Source organism: Aeromonas sp. MR7, from assembly GCF_963899385.1.
Lineage (GTDB): Bacteria > Pseudomonadota > Gammaproteobacteria > Enterobacterales > Aeromonadaceae > Aeromonas > Aeromonas bestiarum.
Map to the genome: position 1 here is coordinate 607,877 of NZ_CAWQXH010000011.1, position 21,582 is coordinate 629,458.

25 protein-coding genes are annotated in these 21,582 nt (G+C 62.4%); 9 read left to right on the plus strand and 16 right to left on the minus strand.

All coding sequences use genetic code 11. The features are described from left to right. Positions 1–90 precede the first annotated feature (90 nt). Both AACW87_RS07775 and AACW87_RS07780 read right to left on the minus strand, forming a co-directional pair. Positions 91–1,326: a cyanate transporter gene (locus tag AACW87_RS07775; protein ID WP_241324647.1), complete on the minus strand. Its 1,236-nt coding sequence runs from the start codon at positions 1,324–1,326 to the stop codon at positions 91–93. Further along, positions 1,319–1,852: a nucleoside deaminase gene (locus tag AACW87_RS07780; RefSeq protein ID WP_241324648.1), complete on the minus strand. Its 534-nt coding sequence runs from the start codon at positions 1,850–1,852 to the stop codon at positions 1,319–1,321. Before AACW87_RS07780 ends, AACW87_RS07775 begins: the two co-directional genes overlap by 8 nt. A 110-nt stretch (positions 1,853–1,962) precedes the next feature. On the opposite strand from AACW87_RS07780, the gene AACW87_RS07785 reads away from it, so the two are divergent. After that, positions 1,963–2,805, plus strand: a complete 843-nt coding sequence (locus tag AACW87_RS07785) for a LysR family transcriptional regulator (RefSeq protein WP_241324649.1) — start codon at positions 1,963–1,965, stop codon at positions 2,803–2,805. 30 nt (positions 2,806–2,835) lie between these two features. Here the strand turns inward: AACW87_RS07785 and AACW87_RS07790 are convergent, their stop codons facing one another. The 5 genes from AACW87_RS07790 to AACW87_RS07810 form a co-directional block, all read right to left on the minus strand. After that, positions 2,836–3,303: a GyrI-like domain-containing protein gene (locus AACW87_RS07790; RefSeq protein ID WP_241324650.1), complete on the minus strand. Its 468-nt coding sequence runs from the start codon at positions 3,301–3,303 to the stop codon at positions 2,836–2,838. Positions 3,304–3,343: 40 nt separating this feature from the next. Beyond that, a complete protein-coding gene (rsmS, locus tag AACW87_RS07795) occupies positions 3,344–3,499 on the minus strand; it encodes a pleiotropic regulatory protein RsmS (protein ID WP_080741068.1) in 156 nt (51 codons plus the stop codon). Positions 3,500–3,581: 82 nt separating this feature from the next. Further along, on the minus strand, positions 3,582–4,052 hold the full coding sequence (locus AACW87_RS07800) for an acyl-CoA thioesterase (RefSeq protein WP_241325016.1): 471 nt from the start codon (positions 4,050–4,052) through the stop codon (positions 3,582–3,584). A gap of 20 nt (positions 4,053–4,072) precedes the next feature. Then, positions 4,073–4,372, minus strand: coding sequence for a hypothetical protein (locus AACW87_RS07805; protein WP_241324651.1), 300 nt, complete (start codon positions 4,370–4,372; stop codon positions 4,073–4,075). Then, complete coding sequence (locus AACW87_RS07810) at positions 4,369–5,217, minus strand: DMT family transporter (RefSeq protein WP_241324652.1); 849 nt, start codon at positions 5,215–5,217, stop codon at positions 4,369–4,371. The genes AACW87_RS07805 and AACW87_RS07810 overlap by 4 nt, the downstream gene beginning before the upstream one ends. Positions 5,218–5,279: 62 nt before the next feature. Between AACW87_RS07810 and AACW87_RS07815 the strand changes: the two genes are divergently transcribed. The 3 genes from AACW87_RS07815 (at position 5,280) to AACW87_RS07825 (ending at position 7,337) form a co-directional block, all read left to right on the plus strand. Beyond that, complete coding sequence (locus AACW87_RS07815; RefSeq protein WP_241324653.1) at positions 5,280–5,930, plus strand: tellurite resistance TerB family protein; 651 nt, start codon at positions 5,280–5,282, stop codon at positions 5,928–5,930. Between the two features lie 198 nt (positions 5,931–6,128). Then, on the plus strand, positions 6,129–6,587 hold the full coding sequence (locus AACW87_RS07820; RefSeq protein ID WP_241325017.1) for a GNAT family N-acetyltransferase: 459 nt from the start codon (positions 6,129–6,131) through the stop codon (positions 6,585–6,587). Between the two features lie 369 nt (positions 6,588–6,956). Next, positions 6,957–7,337 carry a DUF4354 family protein gene (locus AACW87_RS07825; RefSeq protein ID WP_241324654.1) on the plus strand — a complete coding sequence of 127 codons (381 nt, stop codon included), beginning with the start codon at positions 6,957–6,959 and terminating at the stop codon, positions 7,335–7,337. Between the two features lie 81 nt (positions 7,338–7,418). Here the strand turns inward: AACW87_RS07825 and AACW87_RS07830 are convergent, their stop codons facing one another. Next, complete coding sequence (locus AACW87_RS07830; protein ID WP_241324655.1) at positions 7,419–8,846, minus strand: aminotransferase-like domain-containing protein; 1,428 nt, start codon at positions 8,844–8,846, stop codon at positions 7,419–7,421. A gap of 120 nt (positions 8,847–8,966) precedes the next feature. On the opposite strand from AACW87_RS07830, the gene AACW87_RS07835 reads away from it, so the two are divergent. The 3 genes from AACW87_RS07835 to cydX are packed head-to-tail and all read left to right on the plus strand — an operon-like array spanning position 8,967 to position 11,807. Continuing rightward, positions 8,967–10,538, plus strand: a complete 1,572-nt coding sequence (locus AACW87_RS07835) for a cytochrome ubiquinol oxidase subunit I (RefSeq protein ID WP_241324656.1) — start codon at positions 8,967–8,969, stop codon at positions 10,536–10,538. Then, on the plus strand, positions 10,538–11,665 hold the full coding sequence (gene cydB, locus AACW87_RS07840) for a cytochrome d ubiquinol oxidase subunit II (RefSeq protein WP_042641813.1): 1,128 nt from the start codon (positions 10,538–10,540) through the stop codon (positions 11,663–11,665). The genes AACW87_RS07835 and cydB overlap by 1 nt, the downstream gene beginning before the upstream one ends. A gap of 28 nt (positions 11,666–11,693) precedes the next feature. Further along, positions 11,694–11,807: a cytochrome bd-I oxidase subunit CydX gene (gene cydX / locus AACW87_RS07845; protein ID WP_005310033.1), complete on the plus strand. Its 114-nt coding sequence runs from the start codon at positions 11,694–11,696 to the stop codon at positions 11,805–11,807. Positions 11,808–11,869: 62 nt separating this feature from the next. Here cydX and AACW87_RS07850 read toward each other — a convergent pair whose 3' ends face one another. The 6 genes from AACW87_RS07850 to AACW87_RS07875 form a co-directional block, all read right to left on the minus strand. Beyond that, positions 11,870–13,042, minus strand: a complete 1,173-nt coding sequence (locus AACW87_RS07850; protein ID WP_241324657.1) for an MFS transporter — start codon at positions 13,040–13,042, stop codon at positions 11,870–11,872. Between the two features lie 274 nt (positions 13,043–13,316). After that, positions 13,317–14,120: a 2,5-didehydrogluconate reductase DkgB gene (dkgB, locus tag AACW87_RS07855; RefSeq protein WP_241324658.1), complete on the minus strand. Its 804-nt coding sequence runs from the start codon at positions 14,118–14,120 to the stop codon at positions 13,317–13,319. 115 nt (positions 14,121–14,235) lie between these two features. Beyond that, a complete protein-coding gene (locus tag AACW87_RS07860) occupies positions 14,236–14,532 on the minus strand; it encodes a putative quinol monooxygenase (RefSeq protein WP_241324659.1) in 297 nt (98 codons plus the stop codon). 197 nt (positions 14,533–14,729) lie between these two features. Further along, the gene (locus AACW87_RS07865; RefSeq protein WP_241324660.1) at positions 14,730–15,092 is read right to left on the minus strand and encodes a VOC family protein; all 363 of its coding nucleotides are present in this window, start codon (positions 15,090–15,092) and stop codon (positions 14,730–14,732) included. A gap of 163 nt (positions 15,093–15,255) precedes the next feature. After that, positions 15,256–15,447, minus strand: coding sequence for a hypothetical protein (locus tag AACW87_RS07870; protein ID WP_241324661.1), 192 nt, complete (start codon positions 15,445–15,447; stop codon positions 15,256–15,258). Beyond that, a complete protein-coding gene (locus tag AACW87_RS07875) occupies positions 15,444–15,830 on the minus strand; it encodes a DUF6404 family protein (protein WP_241324662.1) in 387 nt (128 codons plus the stop codon). Before AACW87_RS07875 ends, AACW87_RS07870 begins: the two co-directional genes overlap by 4 nt. A gap of 194 nt (positions 15,831–16,024) precedes the next feature. On the opposite strand from AACW87_RS07875, the gene AACW87_RS07880 reads away from it, so the two are divergent. Beyond that, positions 16,025–16,927, plus strand: coding sequence for a LysR substrate-binding domain-containing protein (locus AACW87_RS07880; RefSeq protein WP_043135247.1), 903 nt, complete (start codon positions 16,025–16,027; stop codon positions 16,925–16,927). A 310-nt stretch (positions 16,928–17,237) separates the two neighbouring features. Here the strand turns inward: AACW87_RS07880 and glpK are convergent, their stop codons facing one another. Both glpK and AACW87_RS07890 read right to left on the minus strand, forming a co-directional pair. Beyond that, the gene (gene glpK / locus AACW87_RS07885; protein ID WP_241324663.1) at positions 17,238–18,740 is read right to left on the minus strand and encodes a glycerol kinase GlpK; all 1,503 of its coding nucleotides are present in this window, start codon (positions 18,738–18,740) and stop codon (positions 17,238–17,240) included. 54 nt (positions 18,741–18,794) lie between these two features. Further along, positions 18,795–19,643 carry an MIP/aquaporin family protein gene (locus tag AACW87_RS07890; RefSeq protein WP_043557135.1) on the minus strand — a complete coding sequence of 283 codons (849 nt, stop codon included), beginning with the start codon at positions 19,641–19,643 and terminating at the stop codon, positions 18,795–18,797. Between the two features lie 488 nt (positions 19,644–20,131). On the opposite strand from AACW87_RS07890, the gene glpT reads away from it, so the two are divergent. Continuing rightward, entirely contained in the window at positions 20,132–21,490 is a 1,359-nt protein-coding gene (gene glpT, locus AACW87_RS07895; RefSeq protein ID WP_098984429.1) for a glycerol-3-phosphate transporter, read from the plus strand. Positions 21,491–21,582 lie beyond the last annotated feature (92 nt).

Below are 21,582 nucleotides of genomic sequence, written 5' to 3' on the forward strand. Positions count from 1 at the left end.
GCCAGATACAGGAAAGCGAGCAAGGGATGGGTAGGGGCTGGAGGGCGGTGAGTTTGCCTCCTCATCCGGGAAAGAGGAGGCGAGTGCAGATCAGTTGATGGGGGTGGGTGCGGGAGACTGTGTGGTCAGCTTCATGGCGCTGGGGTAGCTGCGTGGATCGAGGCGCAGCACCAGCAGGCTCATCAGCACCAGGCCCCCCAGCTGCCACTGCCAGGCGGCGGCGAAGTCGCCACTCAGGTGATGGAGGCGGGCGGCCACCCAGGGGCCGGTGGCTGCCAGCATGAAGCCGAATCCCTGCATCAGGGCGCTGAGGGTGCCGGCGCGGCGTGGGTCGGGCAGGTGATCCAGCGCTATCACCATGATGAGGGAGAAGCTGCCGCCGAGCCCTGCGCCGCACAGCATGCACCAGAGGATGGGGGCGGCTTGTGGGGCGAGCCAGAGGCCGCCAAATCCCGCCAGTTGCATGACAATCGCCAACCCCATCCAGGGACGCCGGTCTGTGTTGCGGGCCGCCAGCAGTGGCAGGCCGAGACCGCTGGCGGTCTGGGCCAGTGCCAGCCAGGCCACCAGCTCGCCTCCCTGCTGGGCGCTCCACCCTTGCGCCATGTAGGCGGGTGCCAGCCAGGCGACGACTATGCCGTAGCCGCTGTTGATGATGCCAAAGCAGCCGATCAGCAGCCAGCTGCGGGGCAGGGCAATAAGCCGCTGCTCGCCGTGGGGAATTGCGATCGCGGCGGCGCCTGGCAGCCGTACCCGCCAGATAAGCCAGACCATGGCCAGCAGCACCGGCAGGCTCCACAGCGCCAGCGCCCGCGACCAGTCGAGGCTCGCCGCCAGCTGCGGGGTGAGGCTGGCTCCCAGCGCCCCGCCTCCCATCATGCAGGCGGAGAAGATCCCCATCACCAGCGGCACCTTGTGGGCGAAGCGCTGCTTGATAAGGCCAGGCAGTACCCCTTGCACCAGTGCCGAGCCCAGGCCACAGAGCGCCGCGCTGGCGATCAGCAGGGCGCCGCTCTGGGCATCGAAGCGCATGGCATTGCCCAGCCCCAGCAGCAAGAGGGCGGCCCCCAGCAGTTGGCGCGGGCCTGTGAGACGACGCAGGCCAGGGGTGATCAGCACGCCGACCCCGATAAGCCAGAGCGGCAGCAGGGTCAGCCAGGCCAGGGTATCCATGCCGAGCCCGAGCGCGTCGGCAATGTCGCGGCTCAGGGGGCCTATGGCGGTGAGAAAGGGGCGCAGGTTGAGGCCAATCAGGATCACCAGCACCAGCAGGGCCAGCGCCTGCTTGCCATCGGCGGCGGCACCGGCGGGCAGGCCCTTACTCATGAGCCGGCTCCGCCTGCGGCCTGGGAGCCTCATCGCCATAGAGGCAGGCGGCGCTGATGGAGCTCGGCAGCTTGATGAGGGGCAGGGGGGGCGGCTTGAGGGGCAGTCGCAGCTTGTCATAGCTCGATGTACTGTCAAAGCCGAAGGGGGCAGCATCCTGATTGTCGAAGGCGTAATAGACGGCGCGAATGCCGTTCATCACCAGGGCGCTCAGGCACATGGGGCAGGGGTGACCGCTGGCATAGACGATGGCCCCCGCCAGCGGCCCCACCTGGCTGGCCTGGCGCAGGGCCTCCAGCTCCGCATGGCGGGTGGGGTCGCCGTCCAGATGCATGGCGTTGACGGCGCTTGCCACCAGTTGCCCATCCTGCACCAGCAGGGCGGCGAAGGGGCGACCACCCTGCCGGCGGTTGCAAAGGGCCAGCTGCAACGCCTGCTCCAGCCACCCTTGATGGGCGGGATCCGTAAGGGCGGTCAGCGAGGGGACAAGGCGAGTGCCTGTGGAGTCGACAGGGGTATGGGACATGAGAAAGACCTTGAGCCAATGAGGGGAGCAGACCAGCCTAGCGGGGGATCCAGCCATGGGGAAATTAAATGATAGAATGGCATTCAGTGGTTTTGTAAATGGAGTGCCCCATGCTGGATCCCCTGTTGCTGCGCAGCTTCGTCGCCATCGTCGACACCGGCAGCTTCACCCGCGCCGGTGAGCGGGTGCACCTGACCCAGTCCACCATCAGTCAGCAGATGCGGCGCCTCGAGCAGCAACTCGGTTGCCCGCTGCTTGACCGCTCCGGCCGCCAGGTGGTGACCACGGCGGAGGGTGAAAAGCTGTTGGGGCTGGCTCGCCGCATCCTGGCACTGCTGATGCAGGCCGAGGAGCAGGTGACCGAAGGGAGCCTGCAACTGAGCCTGGGGGTGCCGGAGGACTTCGCCGCCGGCGCCATGGCCCCTGTGCTGGCGGCCTTTGCCCGCGACCATCCGCAGGTACGGCTGGAGGTGCACAGCGGCCTCAGCCACGAGATCTGGCAGCGGTTCGAGGCTGGCGAGCTGGACTTGGCGCTGGTCAAGCAGGCGCGGGGGCAGGGGGCGCCGCTCGCCAGTTGGCGTGAACCCCTGGCCTGGGTCGACAGTCGCGACTGGCCCGCCAGCGAGCGAGACCCCCTGCCGCTGGTGGTGTTCCCGAGCGAGGGGCTCTATCGGCGGCAGATCACCGAGGCGCTCGATGGAAAGGGACTGCGCTGGCGCATCGCCTATGTCAGCGCCAGCCTCGCCAGTTTGCAGGGGGCCGTGAGTGCGGGGATCGGGGTCAGTCTGTTGCCAAGACGGCTGCTGCAACCGGATCAGCGGGCGCTGAGCCACTGGCCGGCGGTGGCGCCGGTGGAGCTGGCACTGCACCTGGGGGCGGAGCGCGGCGAGCCGCTGACTCGCCTCGGCGAGGCCCTCATCAGCCTGTGCGACCAGGTGATGGGGCCCGCCTGAATGGTTAGGCTCGCCGTCGAGGGGTCAGCCTCAGGCGATGGCCTGGCGCGGCAGCACGGCGAGCCAGAGTTCGACCTCGCCGCTGCCGGTGTGCGGGTCAAAGGCCGCGCCATAGCGTTCGAAATCGGGCTTGTGGGCGGACTGGTAAGCGGACTGCGCCAGCCAGTCCAGCGCCTGCTGCCAGGTATTCGGCATGGTCGAGACATGCCCCTGATGCAGGAAGACGGCATAGGTCTGGGGTTCGATGCGCATTCGCCCCAAGGTCTTGGGCAGCATCTCCAGCGCGGCGACTTCCACCGCACACATGTATTCGCATTGGGTCGCGGTCACGCCGCAGATGACGCCATAGGCATGCTCGCCCAGCTGGCCTGGTAACGGGCCCAGGGCGCTGAAGTCACGCCATTGGCCACCGAAGTCGGCGTGGGCGAAGGCATGGTGACGGCGCAGACCGCCAAACAGCATGGGACGGCCGGTTTCGAAACGGATAGGGCCTGTCATGGTACCTCCTGTGCGGGGTGGGGCGGCAGCACGGCCGCGCTCAGCAATCCTTGCCTTCTTTGAGCTTGCGTTGATAGTCCTCGGAGACGATGGCCAGCGCTGCCAGGGCCAGCGCCGGATCGATCCGGTTGGTCTCCAGCAGCTCGATGAGATCCACCGCGAGCTTGACCTCGGGCGGGGCATTTTCCAATGACATGACAGACTCCGTAATGGGCAAAACGCCATTATACAGAGCCGCACCCGGATAGGGATCGGCCCAGTGTCACGGGCGATCCGGCTCAGAGGTGCTGGCGCATCTCCTTGTCTATCTCCTCGCGCAGGGCCATCAGCTTCTTGGCGTACTGCTGCAACTGCCGATCGGCGGCCGAGACAGGTTGCCACTGGGGCACAGGGGTCGGTGTGCCCGTCTCGTCCATGGCCACGAAGATGATGATGCAGTGGGTGGTCTTGTGGCGCTCCCGGCTGGCCGGGTGGCGGCTGTAAACATCCACCGCCAGGTGCATGCTGGTGGTGCCTGTGTGGATCACCTGGGCGTGTACCTCCACCAGCTGGCCTATCTGGATGGGGCGCAGGAAGCGGATCCCCCCCACGTAGATGGTGACCGCATAGCCGCCACACCAGCCGGCGGCGCAGGCGTAACCCGCCTGATCTATCCACTTCATCACCATGCCGCCGTGCACCTTGCCGCCGAAGTTGACGTCGGCGGGCTCGGCCAGAAACTGCAGGGTCAGCTCGCGGGGCGGGGTCAGGTTCTCTCCAGGGGCCGGGTTCATTGGCGGTAACTCTTGCGATAGGCATCGGCCTGCTGGCAGGGGGGCAGGCTGTTGAGATCGGGCCGCTTGTTGCCCTCCCGCTGGCCGAAGCTGGCGAACTCCTGCTGGCATTTGGCGGCCTTGCCACCTGCCTTGATGCAGGCATCGATCCGCTGTTGCTTGCCCTGTTCGACCAGCTGTTGCTGGGCTTGCTGGCAGGCGGCATCCAGTTTGGCCTGCTGGGCTTCCCTGTCTTCTACTGCGGCCAGCAGGCTGGCCGAGAGGCTGCAACCGAGCAGCAGTATGGCAATTTTCATGGCTTGTCTCCTGAAGGGGGGCGTCCCGCTATGACCAGGGCTATGCCCCCCAGAATGCCCAGTGATGACAATAACAACCGCAGTGACCAGGACTCATCCAACCAGACGAGACCAGCCAGCGCCGCGAGCAGGGGCACCAGCAACTGCACGCTGGCGGCCAGGGTGCGCCCCAGCTGGGGCAATACCTTGTACCAGAGTGAATAGCCCAGGCCGGAGGCGAGGGCCCCCGAGGCCAGGGCATAGCCGATGGCGGCCGGGCTGGCCTCAAGCTGACCCAGCAGCAGATAAAGGAGGCTGGCCGGCAGGCTAGCGCGCAGGAAGTGGCCGGCATTGGCGGCGACCGGATCGGCAAAACGCGATGCCCGCAGGGTATAGCAGGCCCAGGCGATGCCGGCCGCGATCATCAGGGCCGCGCCCAGGGGATCCGGCGCCCGGATGCCGGGCAACAGCAGCAGTACCAGCCCTGCCATGGCGAGCAGCAGACCGGCCCACTGGCGCCGTGGCAGAGATTCCCCGCGCAGCAGAGGGGGCGCCAGCATGCTGAGCTGAACGGCGGCAAACAGCAGCAGGGCGCCAGTGCCCGTGGTCAGGGTGAGATAGGCAAAGGAGAAGGCGGCAGCGTAGACGAGGAGGGCCAGGGCGCCGCCCCAGTCTCCCTGGCGAGGCGACGGTTGACGGGCCCGGCACAGCAGGAGCAGCACCAGGGCGCCACTGGTCAGCCGCAGCAGGGTGAACAAGGCCGGATCCATCCGTTCTTCAAACAGGGCCAGACGGCAGAGCACAGAGTTGGCGGCGAACGCCGTCAGGGTCAGCAGGGTCAGCAGCAACAGGCGTGGCAGTGGCATCCATTCACCTTGAGTTCAGTGGGCGCGGCCCAGCATGGAAAATCATGCAAAGCGGAGGTCTTATGAAACAGATGCTGGAGCAATTAATGGGCGCTGGCAAGGGCTGGCTCAACGAAGGCGGCGACAGCCGCAAGTCGCAGATGAAGGGCATGGCGCAGGGCGGCCTGGCCGCCGGCGCCATGGCCTTGCTGCTTGGCAACAAGAAGGTGCGCAAGTATGGTGGCAAGGTGGCGGCGGTAGGCGGGGCGGCGGCCCTCGGTGGCCTCGCCTACAAGCTCTATCAGGATTGGCAGGCCCAGCAGAGCGGGGTCGCCCAACCTGCCCAGCCCCTCGATACCCTGCAGGGTCAGGCGCTGGATGCGCGTGCCACTCTGCTGGTGCGCGCCATGGTGGCGGCGGCCCGGGCCGACGGCCATATCGACGCCGCCGAGCGCCAGAAGATCCAGGACTACCTGACCGAACAGGGCCAAAGCGATGCGGCGCGCTGGATTGATGCCGAGCTGGCCCGTCCCCTGGATCCGCAGGCGTTGGCCCGGGATGTGACCGACATGGAGCAGGCCACCGAGGTCTACCTCGCCTCCCTGCTCGCCATCGACGTGGATCACTTCATGGAGCGCGGCTATCTGGATGAGCTGGCGCGGGCCTTGAAACTCGATGACAACCTCAAGGGGAGTATCGAGCGGCAGGTGGCCCAGCTGGGATCCCCGAGCTGACGCCTGGGTAGCGGGAATGGCCATAACGCCCCGTCACGGGGCGTTGTTGTTGCCAGCAGCGAGACCGGCCATCGGCCATGACAGGATACGATTGACCCTTTTTGTTGCCGCTGACTCCCACTATGATGGGTCTCTCGCCCATCTCAAAGAGGATGGACGTGCCCACCTATTAGCCAACGCCAGAGCAAGGAGCACATGTTGGAGATACGCAAGGCAACCGAGCAGGATATCGACGCCATTCTCGAGCTGAATCGGCAGATAGGCTTGATCCACTTTGAACATGCCCCCGAGGTGTTCTGTCCGCCATCACCGCAGGAGCGGGATTTTCTGCTCAATGCCATCGGCAGCGAAGGGCGACTGTTTTGTGTCGCCGTGCTGGAGGCGGAAGTGGTGGGTTTTCTGACCGCCAGAATAGACATCAATGATGCCATCCCCTTTCTCACCAAGCAGCCCATCTGCCGCATCGGCTCAGTGGTGGTTGACGAAAACCACAGATCCCGAGGCATAGGCAAGGCGCTGATCGCCCATTGCGATGACTGGGGCAAGGCGCACGGTGCCCACCAGATCCGGCTGGAGGTGATGTCGTTCAACGAACGAGCCAAGGCACTCTACGAGGCGTTGGGGTTCAAGATGTTGTCACAGACCATGGCCAGATAAGCCAGGTTATCTCCCAAACAGAGGCCCGTTACGGGCCTCTGTTGTTTGCTCTTGTCGCCGAATTATTTTCTGTCGTTCTTTGGTCATCAGTTGCCAATATTGAGTGAAATAATATTATTTGTTGCGTAGTCATTGATGGGAAGTGGCATTGCAAGTCAGGCTTGTCATATTTCGCAACAATTTGTGCAATTGTAAGTAAATGTAATTACACCCTTTGCTCCGGGTCGGTGAAGATCATATTTTTAAAATGTACTTACCCGTCATGGTAGCGATTTAATAAAGTCGACCATGGTGACAAACAATATTGGCTGATGATCTTTCTGTTTTTTATAAGGCGGGTCTATTTGCATTTTTTATCAGGAGATTGAAATGAAAAATTCTATTGTCGCGGCCGCTCTGGTATTGGCTGGTTCCGGTTTCGCTGCCAATGCGGCCACGGTTGGGGATATCGCGGTGTATGCCACAGAAAAATCGCACGGTTCGATATCGATAGGAACCAACAACGCGTGCACAAAAACCTTTGATATTGCCTTGGCCAAACTATCAGGTGGTGATATTGATTTATCAAAGATGTGTTTGAAAGCATACGGCAGAAATAATCAGGTGTTCAAAGCTGACACTGTGGATGAAGCCCTGCTGTCAGGCGTTCTCAAGCAGGGGGGAATGGTAAAGGGGATTGCTGTCTTTGCCGATAATAATGACGCTGTCCTTGACGCCACTCTGGTGAAAATATCTGACAACTGCCATTAAATGGCACTCCTTATTGGTGGCTGGGTAAATTCCTGTTCCCATATGCTTCCCACCCGGGTCATGTGTGATTGAGCCAGAGCTCTATTCATATGACGCGCCCTGTTTGAGTGTGGCGTCGATAAGCCCGGCCAATTTGATCAGGGCCGCCTCTAACGGCTCGCTCCAGGGATGGGAGCTGTTGAGGCGCAGGCAGTGGTTGTGCAGCCCCTTGCTGGAGAAGAGGGCGCCGGGGGCCAGTGAAAAACCGCTGGCCAGCGCCTGGGCGTGCAGTGAACGGCTGTCCAGGCGAGGGTCAAACTCCAGCCAGAGGAAGTGACCGCCATCGGGGGCGCTGATGCGCACCTCATCCGGGAAGAGGCGCAGCAGGGCCGCCCGCATCTGCTGCTGGCGCTGGGCCAGGGTGTGGCGCAGGCGACGAAAGTGGGCATCGACGCCGCCGTTGAGCAGCATGTCGGCGAGCGCCAGCTGACTCGGCACATTGGTCGACAGGGTCGACATCAGTTGCAGCCGCTGGATGCGCTCGGCATAGGGCCCCGCCACCACCCAGCCGACCCGAAAGCCCGGTGCCAGGCACTTTGAAAACGAGCTGCAGAGCAGGCTCTCGCCACGCGCATCCCAATACTTGATGGGGCGAGGCCGCTCGCGGCCAAAATAGAGCTCGGCGTAGACGTCGTCCTCCACCAGCGGCACTTCATGCGCGTTGAGCAACGCCATCAGCGCCTGCTTGTGTCCATCCGGCATCGTATGGCCGAGCGGGTGTTGCACGTTGCCCATCAGCCAGCACGCCTTGATGGGGCGCTGGGCCAGCGCCTCGGCCAGCAGCGCCAGATCGATACCCATCCCCGGGATCACCGGGATCTCCACCGCGTTCAGTTTCAGCCGCTCCATGGCCTGCAGGGCGCCGTAGAAGGTGGGGGTCTCCACCACCACCCAGTCCCCCGGCTCGGTCAGCACCTGCAGCCCGAGGGAGAGCGCCTCCATGGCGCCCGTGGTGATGATGATCTGCTGCGGGTCGACTGCCAGCCCGTCGCTGGCGTAACGCTGGGCGATGGCCCGGCGCAGCGCCTCGTTGCCGGGAGGAAGGTCGGCCACCGTACTGAAGGGGTCGAGCCGGCGCATGCAGCTGGCCAGGGCCCGGCCGAGCTGGGGGTGGGGGAAGAGGGCGGGATCCGCCACCGCCATGCCGAGCGGCACCAGCTCGCGGGACTTGCTCGCCTGCAACACCTCGAACACCAGATCGTTGATGTCCACCGAGCCGCTGTAGTGGGCCTGTTGCGGCGCGCTGGCCCGCAACGGGGAGGGGGCGGCCTTGACGTAGTAGCCGGACTGGGGCCGCGCCAGTATGAGGCCGCGGCTTTCGAGCAGCTGATAGGCCTGCAGCACCGTCATGGGGCTCAAGTTATGGGTCTTGCAGCTCTGGCGGATGGAGGGAATGCGCTCCCCCGGTTGCCAGACGCCGCGCTCTATCTGTTGTTGCAGCAGGGCTGCCAGCTGGCCGTAGCGGGACATGATGGGTTCAAACTGTTCTAGGTGTATTTCAATATAACTGCATCTGTTATAGGTGTCATGACTCATGTTGTACTTGGCAGGCGAAAACCTGTCTGTTAAATGCAACATAGAGAGTCCTGCATGATTAGCCTGGATGATGTGGTAAGCCTGTCCCGATTGCAGTTCGGGGCCACGGCCATGTTTCACTTCCTGTTTGTGCCCCTCACCCTGGGGTTGTCCTGGATCCTGGTGATCGCCGAATCCGCCTACGTGATGACCGGCAAGGTGATCTACAAGGACATCACCCGTTTCTGGGGCAAGCTGTTCGGTATCAACTTCGTGATGGGGGTGACCACGGGGATCACCCTGGAGTTTCAATTCGGCACCAACTGGGCCTACTACTCCCACTATGTCGGCGACATCTTCGGCGCCCCCCTGGCGGTGGAAGGGCTGATGGCCTTCTTCCTCGAGTCCACCCTGGTGGGCCTGTTCTTCTTCGGCTGGGACAGGCTCTCCCGCGGTCAGCACCTGATGGTGACCATGCTGGTGGCGCTCGGCTCCAACCTCTCCGCCCTCTGGATTCTGATCGCCAACGGCTGGATGCAGAACCCGGTCGGCGCCGAGTTCAACCCCATGACAATGCGCATGGAGCTGACCGACGTCACCGCCGTGCTGTTCAACCCTGTGGCCCAGGTCAAGTTCGTGCACACTGTGGCGGCGGGTTACGTGGCTGCCTCCCTGTTCGTGATGGGGGTGAGCAGCTGGTATCTACTGCGCCGCATGGAGGTGCGCTTTGCCCTGCGCTCCTTCGCCATCGCCTCCGGCTTCGGTCTGGCCGCCATCCTCTCGGTCATAGTCCTCGGGGACGAGTCCGGTTATCGCACCGGTGAGGTGCAGAAGGTCAAGCTCGCCGCCATCGAGGCGGAGTGGGAGACAGAGCCCGCCCCGGCGGCCTTCACCCTGTTCGGCTGGCCCGATCAGCACGCCGAGACCACCCACGCGGCCGTCAAGATCCCCTATCTGATGGGCATCATCGCCACCCGCTCCCTGGATGAGGCGGTGACCGGCATCAAGGATCTCAAGGCCGAGCACGAGGTGCGCATCCGCAGCGGCATGCTGGCCTATGGCGCCTTGGAGGCGCTGCGCCAGGACGGTGGCAACGGCGCCGCCCGCGCCACCTTCGAGCAGCACCGCCAGGATCTCGGCTACGGCCTGCTGCTGACCCCTCATGCGAAAGACATAGCCCGGGCCGACGAGGCGGCCATAGCCCTGGCGGTGGAGGATTCAGTGCCCCAAGTGGCGCCGCTGTTCTGGAGCTTCCGGCTGATGGTGGGCATAGGGGTTGTGCTGCTCGTGCTCTTTGCCGCCTCCTTCCTGCAACTGTGCCGGGGCCGGCTGGTGCAATCGCCGCGCCTGCTGAGGGTGCTGTTCTGGAGCATTCCGCTGCCCTGGGTCGCCATCGAGGCGGGCTGGTTCGTGGCCGAGTTTGGCCGCCAGCCCTGGACCATCAGCGAGGTGTTGCCGGTGTCGGCCTCGGTCTCCTTGCTGCAGCCGGGCCAGATCTGGTTCAGCCTCATCTCCATCAGCCTCATCTACAGCAGCCTGCTGGTGGTGGAGCTGTTCTTGTTGCGTCATGTGATCCGCAAAGGGCCCGCCAGCCTGCAGACGGGTCGTTATCAAGGTGAAGTCTTGGCAAGCGGGAGTGCGCTCTGATGGATTACGAAACCCTGAAATTGATCTGGTGGGGCCTGGTGCTGTTCATGCTCATCGGCTTCGTGGTGATGGACGGCTTCGATCTGGGGGTGGGCCTGTTGTTGCCCATCGTCGGCAAGACAGATGAGGAGCGGCGGGTGCTGCTCAACAGCGTGGGCCCGGTGTGGGAGGGCAACCAGGTGTGGCTCATCGCCGGTGCCGGTGCCCTGTTCGCCGCCTGGCCGCTGGTCTATGCCGCCGCCTTCTCGGCGCTCTACGTACCCTTCATGTTCCTGCTGTTTGGCCTCTTCCTGCGCCCGGTGGGCTTTGACTATCGCAGCAAGCTGGAATCGGCCCAGTGGCGCCGCTGGTGGGACAGGGCCCTGGTGACGGGGGCCTTGCTGCCGACCCTGGTATTCGGCGCGACCCTCGGCTTCCTGCTGCAAGGCCTGCCGTTTCGCTTCGATTCGCACCTTCGCATCCACTACGGCGCCTTCGAGTTCAACTGGCCGCTGCTGCTGACCTGCATGGGCACGGCGCTGGCCCTGCTGATGCTGCACGGCGCCAGCTTCCTGCAGTGCAAGACTCAAGGGGTGATCGCCGAGCGCTGCGCCCGCCAGAGCCTCTGGCTCGGCCCCCTGGCGAGCGGCCTGTTCGCCCTCGGTGGCGTCTGGCTCAGCCAGATGGAAGGTTACCGCTTACAGGAGATCGGCGATCTCAACGGCGCCCTCACCCCGCTGATGAAGCAGGTGGCGCTGGCACCGGACGGCTGGTTCAGCAACTTCGCGGCGCAGCCCTGGCTCTGGTGCGTGCCGGCCCTGGGCCTGCTGCTGCCCATGGTGAGCAGTCTCGCCAGTGCCCGTGGCCTGCCGCGCCTAGCGATCATGGCCAGCGGCGGCGCCTGCGCCACCATGATGCTGACCATCGCCATCGCCCTGTTCCCCTTCGTGCTGCCCTCGTCGCTGGATCCGTCGAGCAGCCTGACCCTGTGGGACGGCACCTCCAGCGAGGGCACCCTGCTCATCATGCTGGGGATAGTGGGGGTGCTGATGCCCATCAACATCGGTTACACCCTCTGGGTCTACCGGGTGGTGCGCGGCAAGGTCAGCACGGATCAGGTGCGCCAGCACGGCCACAGCCTCTATTAACCGTCTTCTACTCAAGGGAGTTTCGACTATGTGGTATTTCACCTGGATTCTGGGGCTGGGTTTTGCCCTGCTCTGCGGCCTGGTCAACCTGCTCTGGCTGGAGGCGCGCTGGGCCGCGGACGAGGATCTCAAGGAGTCTTGAGCCCGCCGCCTTGGAAATGAAAAAGGCCGACACCCAGTGTCGGCCTTTTCGTTTGGGGGAAGTTAGACCGCCAGTGCCAATTTGGCCTCGCGCTTCTCGCTGACGTGGGTCAGGCCATAGGCCAGCAGGACGATCAGCGCGCCTATCCAGGGGGTGTGCATCAGCCCCAGGTGCTCCACCACGAAACCACCAACGACAGAGCCCAAGGCGATGCCGACGTTGAAGGCGGCGATGTTGAGGCCGGAGGCCACGTCCACGGCGTTGGGAGTATGGATCTCGGCCTGCTTCACCACCAGTACCTGCAGCCCAGGCACGTTGCCAAAGGCGAAGGCACCCCACACCAGCACGGTCAGCACCGCCAGCACCGGATGGGGCGCGGTGAAGGTGAGCAGCAGCAAGATGACAGCCAATCCGGCAAACATCAGCTTCAGGGCGGGCAATGGGCCCATCTTGTCCGCCAGCTTGCCGCCCCAGATGTTGCCGAACGCCACCGATACCCCGTACACCAGCAGGATCAGGCTGACCGCGTTAGCGCCGAAGCCGCTCACCTGTTGCAAGATGGGGGCGAGGAAGGTAAACGCCGTGAAGGCGCCGCCGTAGCCGAGCGCCGTCTTGGCGTAGACCAGCAGCAGCGGCTTCTTGGTCAGCACCAGCAGTTGTTCACGGATGCTGGAGGCCGCCCCCTTGGGCAGGTTGCTCGGGATCAGCAGCAGGCTGCCCACCATGGCGATGAGGCCCAAGAGGCTCACCACCAGGAAGGTCTCGCGCCAGCCAAACTGTTGGCCAATCCAGGTGCCGAGCGGCACGCCGGTGACCAGGGCGACGGTCAGGCCGCTGAACATGATGGCGATGGCGCTGGCCGCCTTCTCCCTGGCCACGAGGCCAGTGGCTATGGTGGAGCCCACCGAGAAGAAGACCCCGTGGGCCAGCCCGGTCAGCACGCGGGCGACGATCAGGCTCTCGTAGCCGGGGGCCTGCCAGGCGAGCAGGTTGCCGGCGGTGAAGAGCGCCATCAGCCCGACCAGCAGCCACTTGCGCGGCAGCTTGCCGGTGAGCGCTGTCAGAAGCGGCGCACCTATGGCGACGCCGAGGGCGTAGAGGCTGACCAGGAGGCCTGCGGAGGGAAGGGAAACATGAAGTTGCTCGGCTATGGTGGGAATGAGCCCCACTATCACAAATTCGGTGGTGCCGATCGCAAAGGCACTCAGGGTGAGGGCAAATAACGCCAGTGGCATACAAACTCCTTGAATAGGGACTCCCGACGGGAGAATTGCGCCAGTATGCCGATGAGCTTTGTTGGCAAAAATGACGATGGCATCAAATTACTTTTGCTTAATCAGCAGCAATCATCGCGATGGAGCGGGTCTTATCGGGCGGGACATTGCGTGGGTGGCGCACCAAACCAAAAAAAGCGGGAGGCACAGTGCCTCCCGCTTGGGGTCGAAGAGATGTCCCGAACTGTTGTTCTCCCTTCTCCCCTGGCGGGAGAAGGGCCGGGGATGAGGGGGATCAGTCCCAGGCCGGTGCGAAGTCCGGGTTGGCGCAGCGCTCGCCCCGCTCCAGGGTGGCGATCTGGGCCATCTCGTCGGGGCTGAGCTGCACCTTGAGGGCGGCCAGGTTGGCGGCCTGGTTCTCCCGCTTGGTGGAGCTCGGGATCACCTTCATGCCCTGGGCCAGCAGCCAGGCCAGCGACACCTGGGCCGCCGAGACACCGTGGCGTTTGCCGATCTCAATCAGGAGCGGCTCGGTGAGCACCTTGCCATAGGCGAGCGGCATGTAGGCGGTGATGGCGATGCCCTGCTCGCGGCAGAATTCCACCACCTTGCGGTTTTGCAGCAATGGGTGGATCTCCACCTGCTGGTGGGCGATAGCGCCCGGCCCCAGGATCTCGACGGCTTCTTTAAGCTGGGCCACCGTGAAGTTGGATACCCCTATCTCCCGGGTCAGGCCTTGCGCCCTGGCCTCGGCCAGCTGCTCCAGGTAGACCGCCATCGGCACCTCATCCTTGGGGGAGGGCCAGTGGATCAGCGCCAGATCCAGATAATCGGTGCGCAGTTTCGCCAAGCTGGTCTTGAGGCTGGGGATCAGCTTGCCCGGGCCAAACTCGCTGGTCCACACCTTGGTGGTGAGGTAGATATTCGAGCGAGGGACAGCCGTGCTGGCCAGCACCTCGCCCACTTCGCTTTCGTTGTCGTAAATCTGGGCGGTATCGATATGGCGATAGCCGAGCGCCAGGCCGGTATTCAGGGTTGCAAGCAGGGGCTCACCTTTCAGGCGAAAGGTGCCCAGACCCATGGCGGGCATTTTCATCATCTATTTCCTCAAATGGGGTGGTTGGCCCTTGCCCAGAGCAAAGGGGTTGGCTCGGTGTACAGGCCGTGGCGGCGTTGCAAGTTGGCAGCGCCATCGTCAACGAGTCTCGGGATACTCAGGCCGGGAGTCGGCGGTAATTGCGAATAAGGCTGCTGGCAAACCAGGGCTCGGCCCTGGCGACAAACGCGAGGAAGTGAGCTTGCTGCTGGTGGGCTTTGAGCGCGGCTTCGCTCTCCCACTCCTCGTGCAGCATCCAGCCATGGGGGTTGTCCAGGCTCTGGTGCAACTGGTAACGCAGGCAGCCGGCCTCTTGCTGGGTGGCCGCTATCAGCGGCTCAAGAGCGGCCCGAAACTGGGCGGAAAATTCGGGTTTGGCTTCAAGTTGGGCAATCACAATCACGGGTGATGACATCTGAACCTCCTTGCGAAAACGAAGGTCAGTATGCCTGCCGCAGGGGGAGGGAAATAGGGCAACAGCCGCAAAATAGTATTGAGGAGAGCGCAGCAATCCTGTGGCAAGAGTGCCGCAATAAATGGGCCGGTGCGAGGTGGGGGTGAGGAGGTCAGGGAGGCGAATGGAGCAGGGAGCTCCGGGGCACCCCCTTGCCATCAGGTATTGGCGGGCTCAGACCAGACCGCAAATTCATTGCCGCTGGGCTCGACGAAGTGGAAGCGGCGGCCACCGGGGAAGTCGAACAGGGGGCGAAGGATGGTGCCACCATGCTGGCTCACCTTGGCCTGGGTCGCTTCGATATCGGCGCTGTAGAACACCAAGAGCGCGCCGCCTTGGGCCGTGTTGCTGGACAGCTCCGCCTTATAGAAACCGCCGTCCAGCCCCTCATCGGCAAAGGCGCAGTAGTCGGGGCCGTAATCGGCAAATTGCCAGCCAAAGGCGGCCTGAAAGAAGGCCTTGGTGGCGGCAAGATCCCTGGCCGCAAATTCCACATAGTTCAGTTTTTCATGGGCTTTCATACTGTTTTGCTCCCTGCGTGTCCATCTTGTGTCAAGAAGAGGCTGATTAAAGAGTGCCTGGTTAACAATACCCCATCAAATCATTTCCCTGAAATTGTGGCGCTGGCAAAACGGAAGGCTATTTGAACTATTCGCCGTGGTTTTCCAGTCGCTCCAGTCCGCACTACTGGCACACCACATAGCGGTCGAGCAGCTCAAGTGCGGCTATGCCATGGCCACCGACCCCGGAGAAAAATCCGTTGAGAAACGCCCTGAACTGGCCGCGGCGGGTCTTGGGATAAGGGGAGGGCTTCTGTTTTATCCGCTCGCTGTGCTCTGTATCCATTCCGCAGCGGGGGCAACACTGTTTGGTCATGCCTGATCCTTGGTGCTGCTGGTACCGACATGTTCTGCCAGCTGCTCCCACGGGGTCAATGCAAGCTGCTTGCGCCTAAGCCAGAGCCAACTTGCCATCAAAATACCGAATAATCCGGCAAACAGGGCTGTTTGGCGCAGTGCAAATAGCGGATCCATCCCCATGGGTTGCCAGCTGAAAAACCACATCAACAGACCCCAGAGCAGCCCTATGCTGATGCCAAACCCGAGAACGTTGGTTAGCCAGCCCTGATAGTGAGGAGGTTTGACCGGGCAACCCAGCCTGCGCAGCAGTCTGAACAGCGGCGGATTGTAGTTGGCGTGCCATACCCCTTTGCTGGCCAGCTCCTGATGGGCGGCGGCCAGCCGCGCTTCGAATGTCATGGTTTCCTTCCTTGTCAGATTGTGGCGCCATACGATGCCGTTTTGGCTGCATTGTACCGGCAATGGGCGAGTCTGGTTTGAGCTGGCCATCACGTTATTTATCTGTGCAAACAAAGATGTGGCACCAGAGCTCACTTGCCAATCCACAGCCACTGCGCCTATAAAGGCCCATTACTCTTGTCTGGATAACAGCAATGAAGACCCATTCTGATGAACTGACCCTGTTTGTGGCCGTGGTGGAGGCGGGCAGTTTTCGCCAGGCGGCGGAGAACCTCGGCATGGACAACTCCGTAGTGAGTCGCGGCATCAAGCGGCTGGAGGAGAAGCTTGCGACCGTGCTGCTCAACCGCACCACCCGCCGGGTCAGCCTGACCGAGGAGGGGAGCTGGTTCTATCAGCGGGCCGTGAAGATTCTGACCGAGATGAGCGAGGCTGAGGGGCACCTGCTCAGCCGCAAGGAGCAGCCGGAGGGGATTTTGAGGGTCGATGCGGCCACCCCCTTTATCCTGCACCGGCTGGTGCCCATCATAGGCGAGTTTCGCCGCCGCTATCCCGGCATCGAGCTGCAGCTGCACAGCTCGGAGGGTTTCATCAACCTGATGGAGCGGCGGGTGGACATGGCCATCCGTATCGGCGAGCTGACCGACTCTTCCCTGCGCGCCCTGCCGCTCGGGCACTCGCGGCTGCGGTTGCTGGCATCCCCTGCTTACCTGAGCGAGCGCGGCACCCCGCGCCAGCCGGCGGATCTGCTGGCGGGCCACGAGCTGCTGGGCTTTTTGCACCCCGATCACCTCAACCATTGGCCGCTGCTCAGTGCCGAGCAGGGTGATCGCTTCCCCATTACCCCGACCCTGCGCGCCAGCAGCGGCGAGACCTTGCGTCAGCTGGCGCTGGCGGGGCAGGGGATCGTCTGCCTGTCTGACTTCATGACAGGGCCGGATCGGGCGAGCGGCGCCCTGGTGGAGGTGCTGGCTCGCAGCAACAGCGGCGCCTCGCGCCCCATCAATGCGGTGTTCTACTCCGATGCCCAGCGCGACATCCGGCTGCGGGTCTGGCTCGACTTTATCAAGGAGCAGCTCGGTAGCCATACCCTGTGATGGCGGCATGTTAAGGGCCGATATTCTTCCGGCCAAAGGGGAGGGGATGTTGGCGACCGGCCATGACAACCAGGTTGCAGAGGCTGACGTCTTCCCTTGGCAATAGAAGGGGCTAGGTAGCCTCTGGCAGCTCCGACAAGCGGGAGGGAAGGAATAGCTGGCCTCCATTCATGACAAGAGAAAGGGAGCCGACCGGCTGTCCGCCAGAGGTGGTGAATGACCACTGTGGATGCTTGACCGAATAAAGAAGAGGCCGACATCGCTGTCGGCCTCTTTGTATTTTCATCTCGGAAAGATGTCGGTTGCCCGATTAATCCTCTTCGGCCCAGCGGCGTGAGCGTTCAACCGCTTTCTGCCAGCCGTGATAGAGCTTGTTGCGCTCGTCGTGGCTCATCTGCGGGATGAATTCGCGATCCACGCTGAACTTGTCTTCCAGCTCGTCCGAGCTCTTCCAGAAGCCGACGGCCAGACCGGCCAGGAAGGCGGCGCCCATGGCGGTGGTCTCGATGCGGGTCGGACGCACAACCGGGGTGTGCATCATGTCGGACTGGAACTGCATCAGGAAGTCGTTGGCAACCGCGCCACCGTCCACCTTGAGGGCGGCCAGCTTGATGCCGGAGTCCTGCTGCATGGCATCCAGCACATCGCGGCTCTGGTAGGCGATGGACTCCAGCGCGGCACGAATGATGTGGTTGCGGTTGGCGCCACGGGTCAGGCCGACCATGGTGCCGCGAGCATACGGATCCCAGTAGGGCGCGCCCAGACCGACGAAGGCCGGTACCAGATAGACGCCGTTGGTGTCGCCTACCTTGGAGGCGAAGTAGTCGGTATCGCGGGCATCGTGGATGAGCTTCAGCTCGTCACGCAGCCACTGCACTGTGGCGCCGCCCATAAAGACAGCCCCTTCCAGCGCGTAGTTCACTTCTCCTTTCGGGCCGATGGCGACCGTGGTCAGCAGGCCGTTGTTGGAGCGAACCGGCTCTGTGCCCGTGTTCATCAGCAAGAAGCAGCCGGTGCCATAGGTGTTCTTGGCCATCCCTTTTTCGAAGCAGAGCTGGCCGAACAGGGCAGACTGCTGGTCACCGGCAATGCCGGCGATGGGGATGCGGGAACCGCCGCCACGGGTGGTGTAGCCGTAGACTTCGGAAGAGGGTTTGACTTCTGGCAGCATGGACATGGGGATGCCCAGCTCGTCCAGCATCTTCTCGTCCCACTTCAGGTCGCGGATGTTGTAGAGCATGGTACGGGAGGCGTTGGTCGGATCGGTGACGTGCACCTCGCCGTTGGTCATCTTCCACACCAGCCAGGTATCGATGGTGCCGAACAGCAGCTCGCCGTTCATCGCCTTCTCGCGGGCCCCTTCGACGTTGTCGAGGATCCACTTCACCTTGGTGCCGGAGAAGTAGGCGTCCAACACCAGGCCGGTGTTCTCGCGCACATACTCTTCCAGACCGCGTGCTTTCAGCTCTTCACAGATGGCCGCGGTGCGGCGGCACTGCCAGACGATGGCGTTGTAGATGGGTTTGCCGGTGGCCTTTTCCCACACCACTGTGGTTTCACGCTGGTTGGTGATGCCGATGGCGGCGATCTCTTCGCTGCGCAGGCCTGTCTTGGCCAGCACTTCGGTGAACACGGAGGACTGGGTCGCCCAGATCTCCATGGGGTCGTGCTCTACCCAGCCCGCTTTCGGGTAGTGCTGGGTGAATTCGCGCTGGGAGGTGCCGACGATATTGGCATCCTGGTCAAACACGATGGCGCGGGAAGAGGTAGTACCCTGGTCCAGAGCGACGACATATTTTTTTTCAGCAGACATGATGTTCTCCACGTTTTTATTTTCCACGTTTTTACACGTTGGGGAGGGCCGCTCTTATGCGGCGGCCTCTTCTTTGGCGGTTTGGGCAGCTTGCTCGGTGGCGGCAACACGGTTGCCCGGCACACAGGGAGCCAACACTTTCACATACAGGGCGGTACCAAGCTGGGCACCGACGATGGGGCCAAGGATGGGTACCCAGAAGTAGGGGTTGTCACGACCACCTGTCATGGCCACGTCACCCCAGCCTGCCAGGAAGGCAAACAGTTTGGGGCCGAAATCACGAGCCGGGTTCATGGCAAAACCGGTTAACGGGCCGAGGGAGGCACCGATCACGGCGATCAGGATACCGATCAGCAGGGCGGCGGCGAAGCCTTTGGGGGCGCCGTTGTTGTTGTCACCCAGCGCCATGATGCCCAGCATCAGGACGGCGGTGATCACCAGCTCGACCGCGAAGGCTTGCATGTTGGAGAGCAGGGCGTTCGGGTAGGTAGAGAAGATGCCGGCGGTGCCGAGGCTCTCGACGCTGCCGCGCACCACGTTGTGGGTCACTTCCCACTGGGTGAACAGGCCGCCGTAGAGGAAGTAGACAAGGGCGGCGAAGCAGAAGGCGCCTGCGACCTGAGCGATGATGTAGGGCACCACTTTACGCTTGTCGAACCCGCAGAAGGTCATCAGCGCCAGGGTCACGGCCGGGTTCAGGTGGGCACCTGAAATACCGCCGGTCACATAGATGGCGATGGCGACACCCAGACCCCAGGTAATGGAGATTTCCCATTGTCCGAAGTTGGCACCGGCCAGCACCAGGGCGGCCACACAACCGACGCCGAAAAATATCAGCAGGCCGGTTCCGATAAACTCGGCAATGCACTCGCCAAGCAGGGTATTGGGTCTTTGTATGCTCATACCGTTATTCCTTATATCCACCCAGAGTAGGTTTGATGTTCCGTTTTGTTGTTTTTTCAGTCCCATTGTTGCGTCCGAAAACGTTTTTTCTTGTTTTTTGAGCTGGCGCAAACGTTATGCTCGTTTGCGCTCGTTCTCGGACGAGAGAGAAAATAAACCTAAATCGAACATTCACCACGCCCTCCCCGCAGGAAATGTGGACAAGATCCCACTCATTGCTAAGAAAATGTGACGGAAAGCAAGTTGCAACAGTGGTTATACCACTTAGTGGGTATCTGAAAGCCTTGCTATACAAGGGATTGCGGCTGATGAGTGACTACTCACTTGGCACTTTCTTTTGTAATAAAACTGCAATATTTGAGCCTCCATCACAGATTAAATGTTCACATATGAGCACAATAGGCTCGCTTTCGAATCAGGACTCCTCTGGTTGGTCAGCATGGACAGGGCACCCTCAACCGCCCACAACAACAATAAGGAAGCAGAACATGCTTAGTCTCTTCAGGCCTGCACCACATATAGACAGGCTCCCGGCCGACAAGGTCGATCCCTTCTACAAACGCATGCGTTGGCAGGTGTTTTTCGGGATCTTCTTCGGTTATGCCGGTTACTACCTGGTACGGAAAAACTTCAGTCTGGCGATGCCTTATCTGATCGAACAGGGATTCTCCCGCGGCGATCTGGGCCTGGCCCTGTCCGGGGTCTCCATCGCTTATGGTCTGTCCAAGTTCCTGATGGGGAACGTGTCTGACCGCTCCAATGCGCGCTACTTCCTCTCCGCCGGCCTGCTGCTGTCGGCGGGCATCATGTTCATGATGGGGACAGTGCACTGGGCCACCTCCAGCATCGGCATCATGTTTGTGCTGTTGTTCCTGAACGGCTGGGCACAGGGCATGGGCTGGCCGCCCTGCGGTCGCACCATGGTGCACTGGTGGTCACAGAAGGAGCGTGGCGAAGTGGTCGCGGTCTGGAACGTGGCACACAACGTCGGCGGCGGCATGATAGGTCCGCTGTTCATCCTGGGGATGGGCTGGTTCAACGACTGGCGCAGTGCCTTCTATGTGCCGGCGGCGGCGGCGGCTGCCATCGCGGTGATCGCCTTCTTCGTGATGCGCGACACCCCGCAATCCGTGGGTCTGCCTCCCATCGAAGAGCACAAGAACGACTATCCGAAGGACTATAACGAAAGCCACGAGCAGGAGTTTTCCGCCAAGGAGATCTTCGTCAAGTACGTGCTGCACAACAAGCTACTGTGGTACATCGCCATTGCCAACGCCTTCGTTTACCTCATTCGTTACGGCGTGCTGGACTGGGCTCCCACCTACCTGAAAGAGGCCAAGGACTTCAGCGTCGACAACTCCTCCTGGGCTTACTTCCTGTACGAGTGGGCCGGTATTCCGGGCACCCTGCTGTGCGGCTGGATCTCGGACAAGATGTTCCAGGGTCGCCGTGCCCCGGCCGGTATCCTGTTCATGGTGCTGGTGACCCTGGCCGTGCTGGTTTACTGGTTCAACCCGGCTGGCAACCCGACCATCGACATGATGGCGCTGGTGGCCATCGGCTTCCTGATCTACGGTCCCGTCATGCTGATCGGTCTGTATGCGCTGGAGCTGGCACCCAAGAAGGCGGCCGGTACTGCGGCAGGCTTCACCGGGCTGTTCGGTTATCTGGGTGGCGCCGTGGCGGCCAACGCCATGCTGGGCTACACGGTTGACCACTTCGGCTGGGATGGTGGCTTCATGGTGCTGACCGCGTCTTGCGTGCTCTCCATCATCTTGCTGGCCATGACCCTCAAGCACGAGAACATTGCCGTCGCGGCCAAGAAAGCGGCTGCCGATAAGGCATAAAACGTGATCCTGCCCTTATCGATCCGAAAAGGGATCAGGTAAACTGCCAAAGGCCCCGCATCTGCCGGGGCCTTTTTTCGTCTCATCATCGG

What these genes read in the sequence shown, in the direction of transcription:
- glpT (WP_098984429.1), top strand. Translation starts at nt 20,132, where the DNA reads ATGCTTAGTCTCTTCAGGCCTGCACCACATATAGACAGGCTCCCGGCC.
- AACW87_RS07790 (WP_241324650.1), bottom strand. Translation starts at nt 3,303, where the DNA reads ATGACAGGCCCTATCCGTTTCGAAACCGGCCGTCCCATGCTGTTTGGC.
- AACW87_RS07850 (WP_241324657.1), bottom strand. Translation starts at nt 13,042, where the DNA reads ATGCCACTGGCGTTATTTGCCCTCACCCTGAGTGCCTTTGCGATCGGC.
- AACW87_RS07880 (WP_043135247.1), top strand. Translation starts at nt 16,025, where the DNA reads ATGAAGACCCATTCTGATGAACTGACCCTGTTTGTGGCCGTGGTGGAG.
- AACW87_RS07810 (WP_241324652.1), bottom strand. Translation starts at nt 5,217, where the DNA reads ATGCCACTGCCACGCCTGTTGCTGCTGACCCTGCTGACCCTGACGGCG.
- AACW87_RS07775 (WP_241324647.1), bottom strand. Translation starts at nt 1,326, where the DNA reads ATGAGTAAGGGCCTGCCCGCCGGTGCCGCCGCCGATGGCAAGCAGGCG.
- glpK (WP_241324663.1), bottom strand. Translation starts at nt 18,740, where the DNA reads ATGTCTGCTGAAAAAAAATATGTCGTCGCTCTGGACCAGGGTACTACC.
- AACW87_RS07785 (WP_241324649.1), top strand. Translation starts at nt 1,963, where the DNA reads ATGCTGGATCCCCTGTTGCTGCGCAGCTTCGTCGCCATCGTCGACACC.
- cydX (WP_005310033.1), top strand. Translation starts at nt 11,694, where the DNA reads ATGTGGTATTTCACCTGGATTCTGGGGCTGGGTTTTGCCCTGCTCTGC.
- AACW87_RS07835 (WP_241324656.1), top strand. Translation starts at nt 8,967, where the DNA reads ATGATTAGCCTGGATGATGTGGTAAGCCTGTCCCGATTGCAGTTCGGG.
- AACW87_RS07830 (WP_241324655.1), bottom strand. Translation starts at nt 8,846, where the DNA reads ATGTCCCGCTACGGCCAGCTGGCAGCCCTGCTGCAACAACAGATAGAG.
- AACW87_RS07860 (WP_241324659.1), bottom strand. Translation starts at nt 14,532, where the DNA reads ATGTCATCACCCGTGATTGTGATTGCCCAACTTGAAGCCAAACCCGAA.
- AACW87_RS07825 (WP_241324654.1), top strand. Translation starts at nt 6,957, where the DNA reads ATGAAAAATTCTATTGTCGCGGCCGCTCTGGTATTGGCTGGTTCCGGT.
- rsmS (WP_080741068.1), bottom strand. Translation starts at nt 3,499, where the DNA reads ATGTCATTGGAAAATGCCCCGCCCGAGGTCAAGCTCGCGGTGGATCTC.
- AACW87_RS07890 (WP_043557135.1), bottom strand. Translation starts at nt 19,643, where the DNA reads ATGAGCATACAAAGACCCAATACCCTGCTTGGCGAGTGCATTGCCGAG.
- AACW87_RS07805 (WP_241324651.1), bottom strand. Translation starts at nt 4,372, where the DNA reads ATGAAAATTGCCATACTGCTGCTCGGTTGCAGCCTCTCGGCCAGCCTG.
- AACW87_RS07780 (WP_241324648.1), bottom strand. Translation starts at nt 1,852, where the DNA reads ATGTCCCATACCCCTGTCGACTCCACAGGCACTCGCCTTGTCCCCTCG.
- AACW87_RS07865 (WP_241324660.1), bottom strand. Translation starts at nt 15,092, where the DNA reads ATGAAAGCCCATGAAAAACTGAACTATGTGGAATTTGCGGCCAGGGAT.
- cydB (WP_042641813.1), top strand. Translation starts at nt 10,538, where the DNA reads ATGGATTACGAAACCCTGAAATTGATCTGGTGGGGCCTGGTGCTGTTC.
- AACW87_RS07870 (WP_241324661.1), bottom strand. Translation starts at nt 15,447, where the DNA reads ATGACCAAACAGTGTTGCCCCCGCTGCGGAATGGATACAGAGCACAGC.
- AACW87_RS07815 (WP_241324653.1), top strand. Translation starts at nt 5,280, where the DNA reads ATGAAACAGATGCTGGAGCAATTAATGGGCGCTGGCAAGGGCTGGCTC.
- AACW87_RS07875 (WP_241324662.1), bottom strand. Translation starts at nt 15,830, where the DNA reads ATGACATTCGAAGCGCGGCTGGCCGCCGCCCATCAGGAGCTGGCCAGC.
- dkgB (WP_241324658.1), bottom strand. Translation starts at nt 14,120, where the DNA reads ATGATGAAAATGCCCGCCATGGGTCTGGGCACCTTTCGCCTGAAAGGT.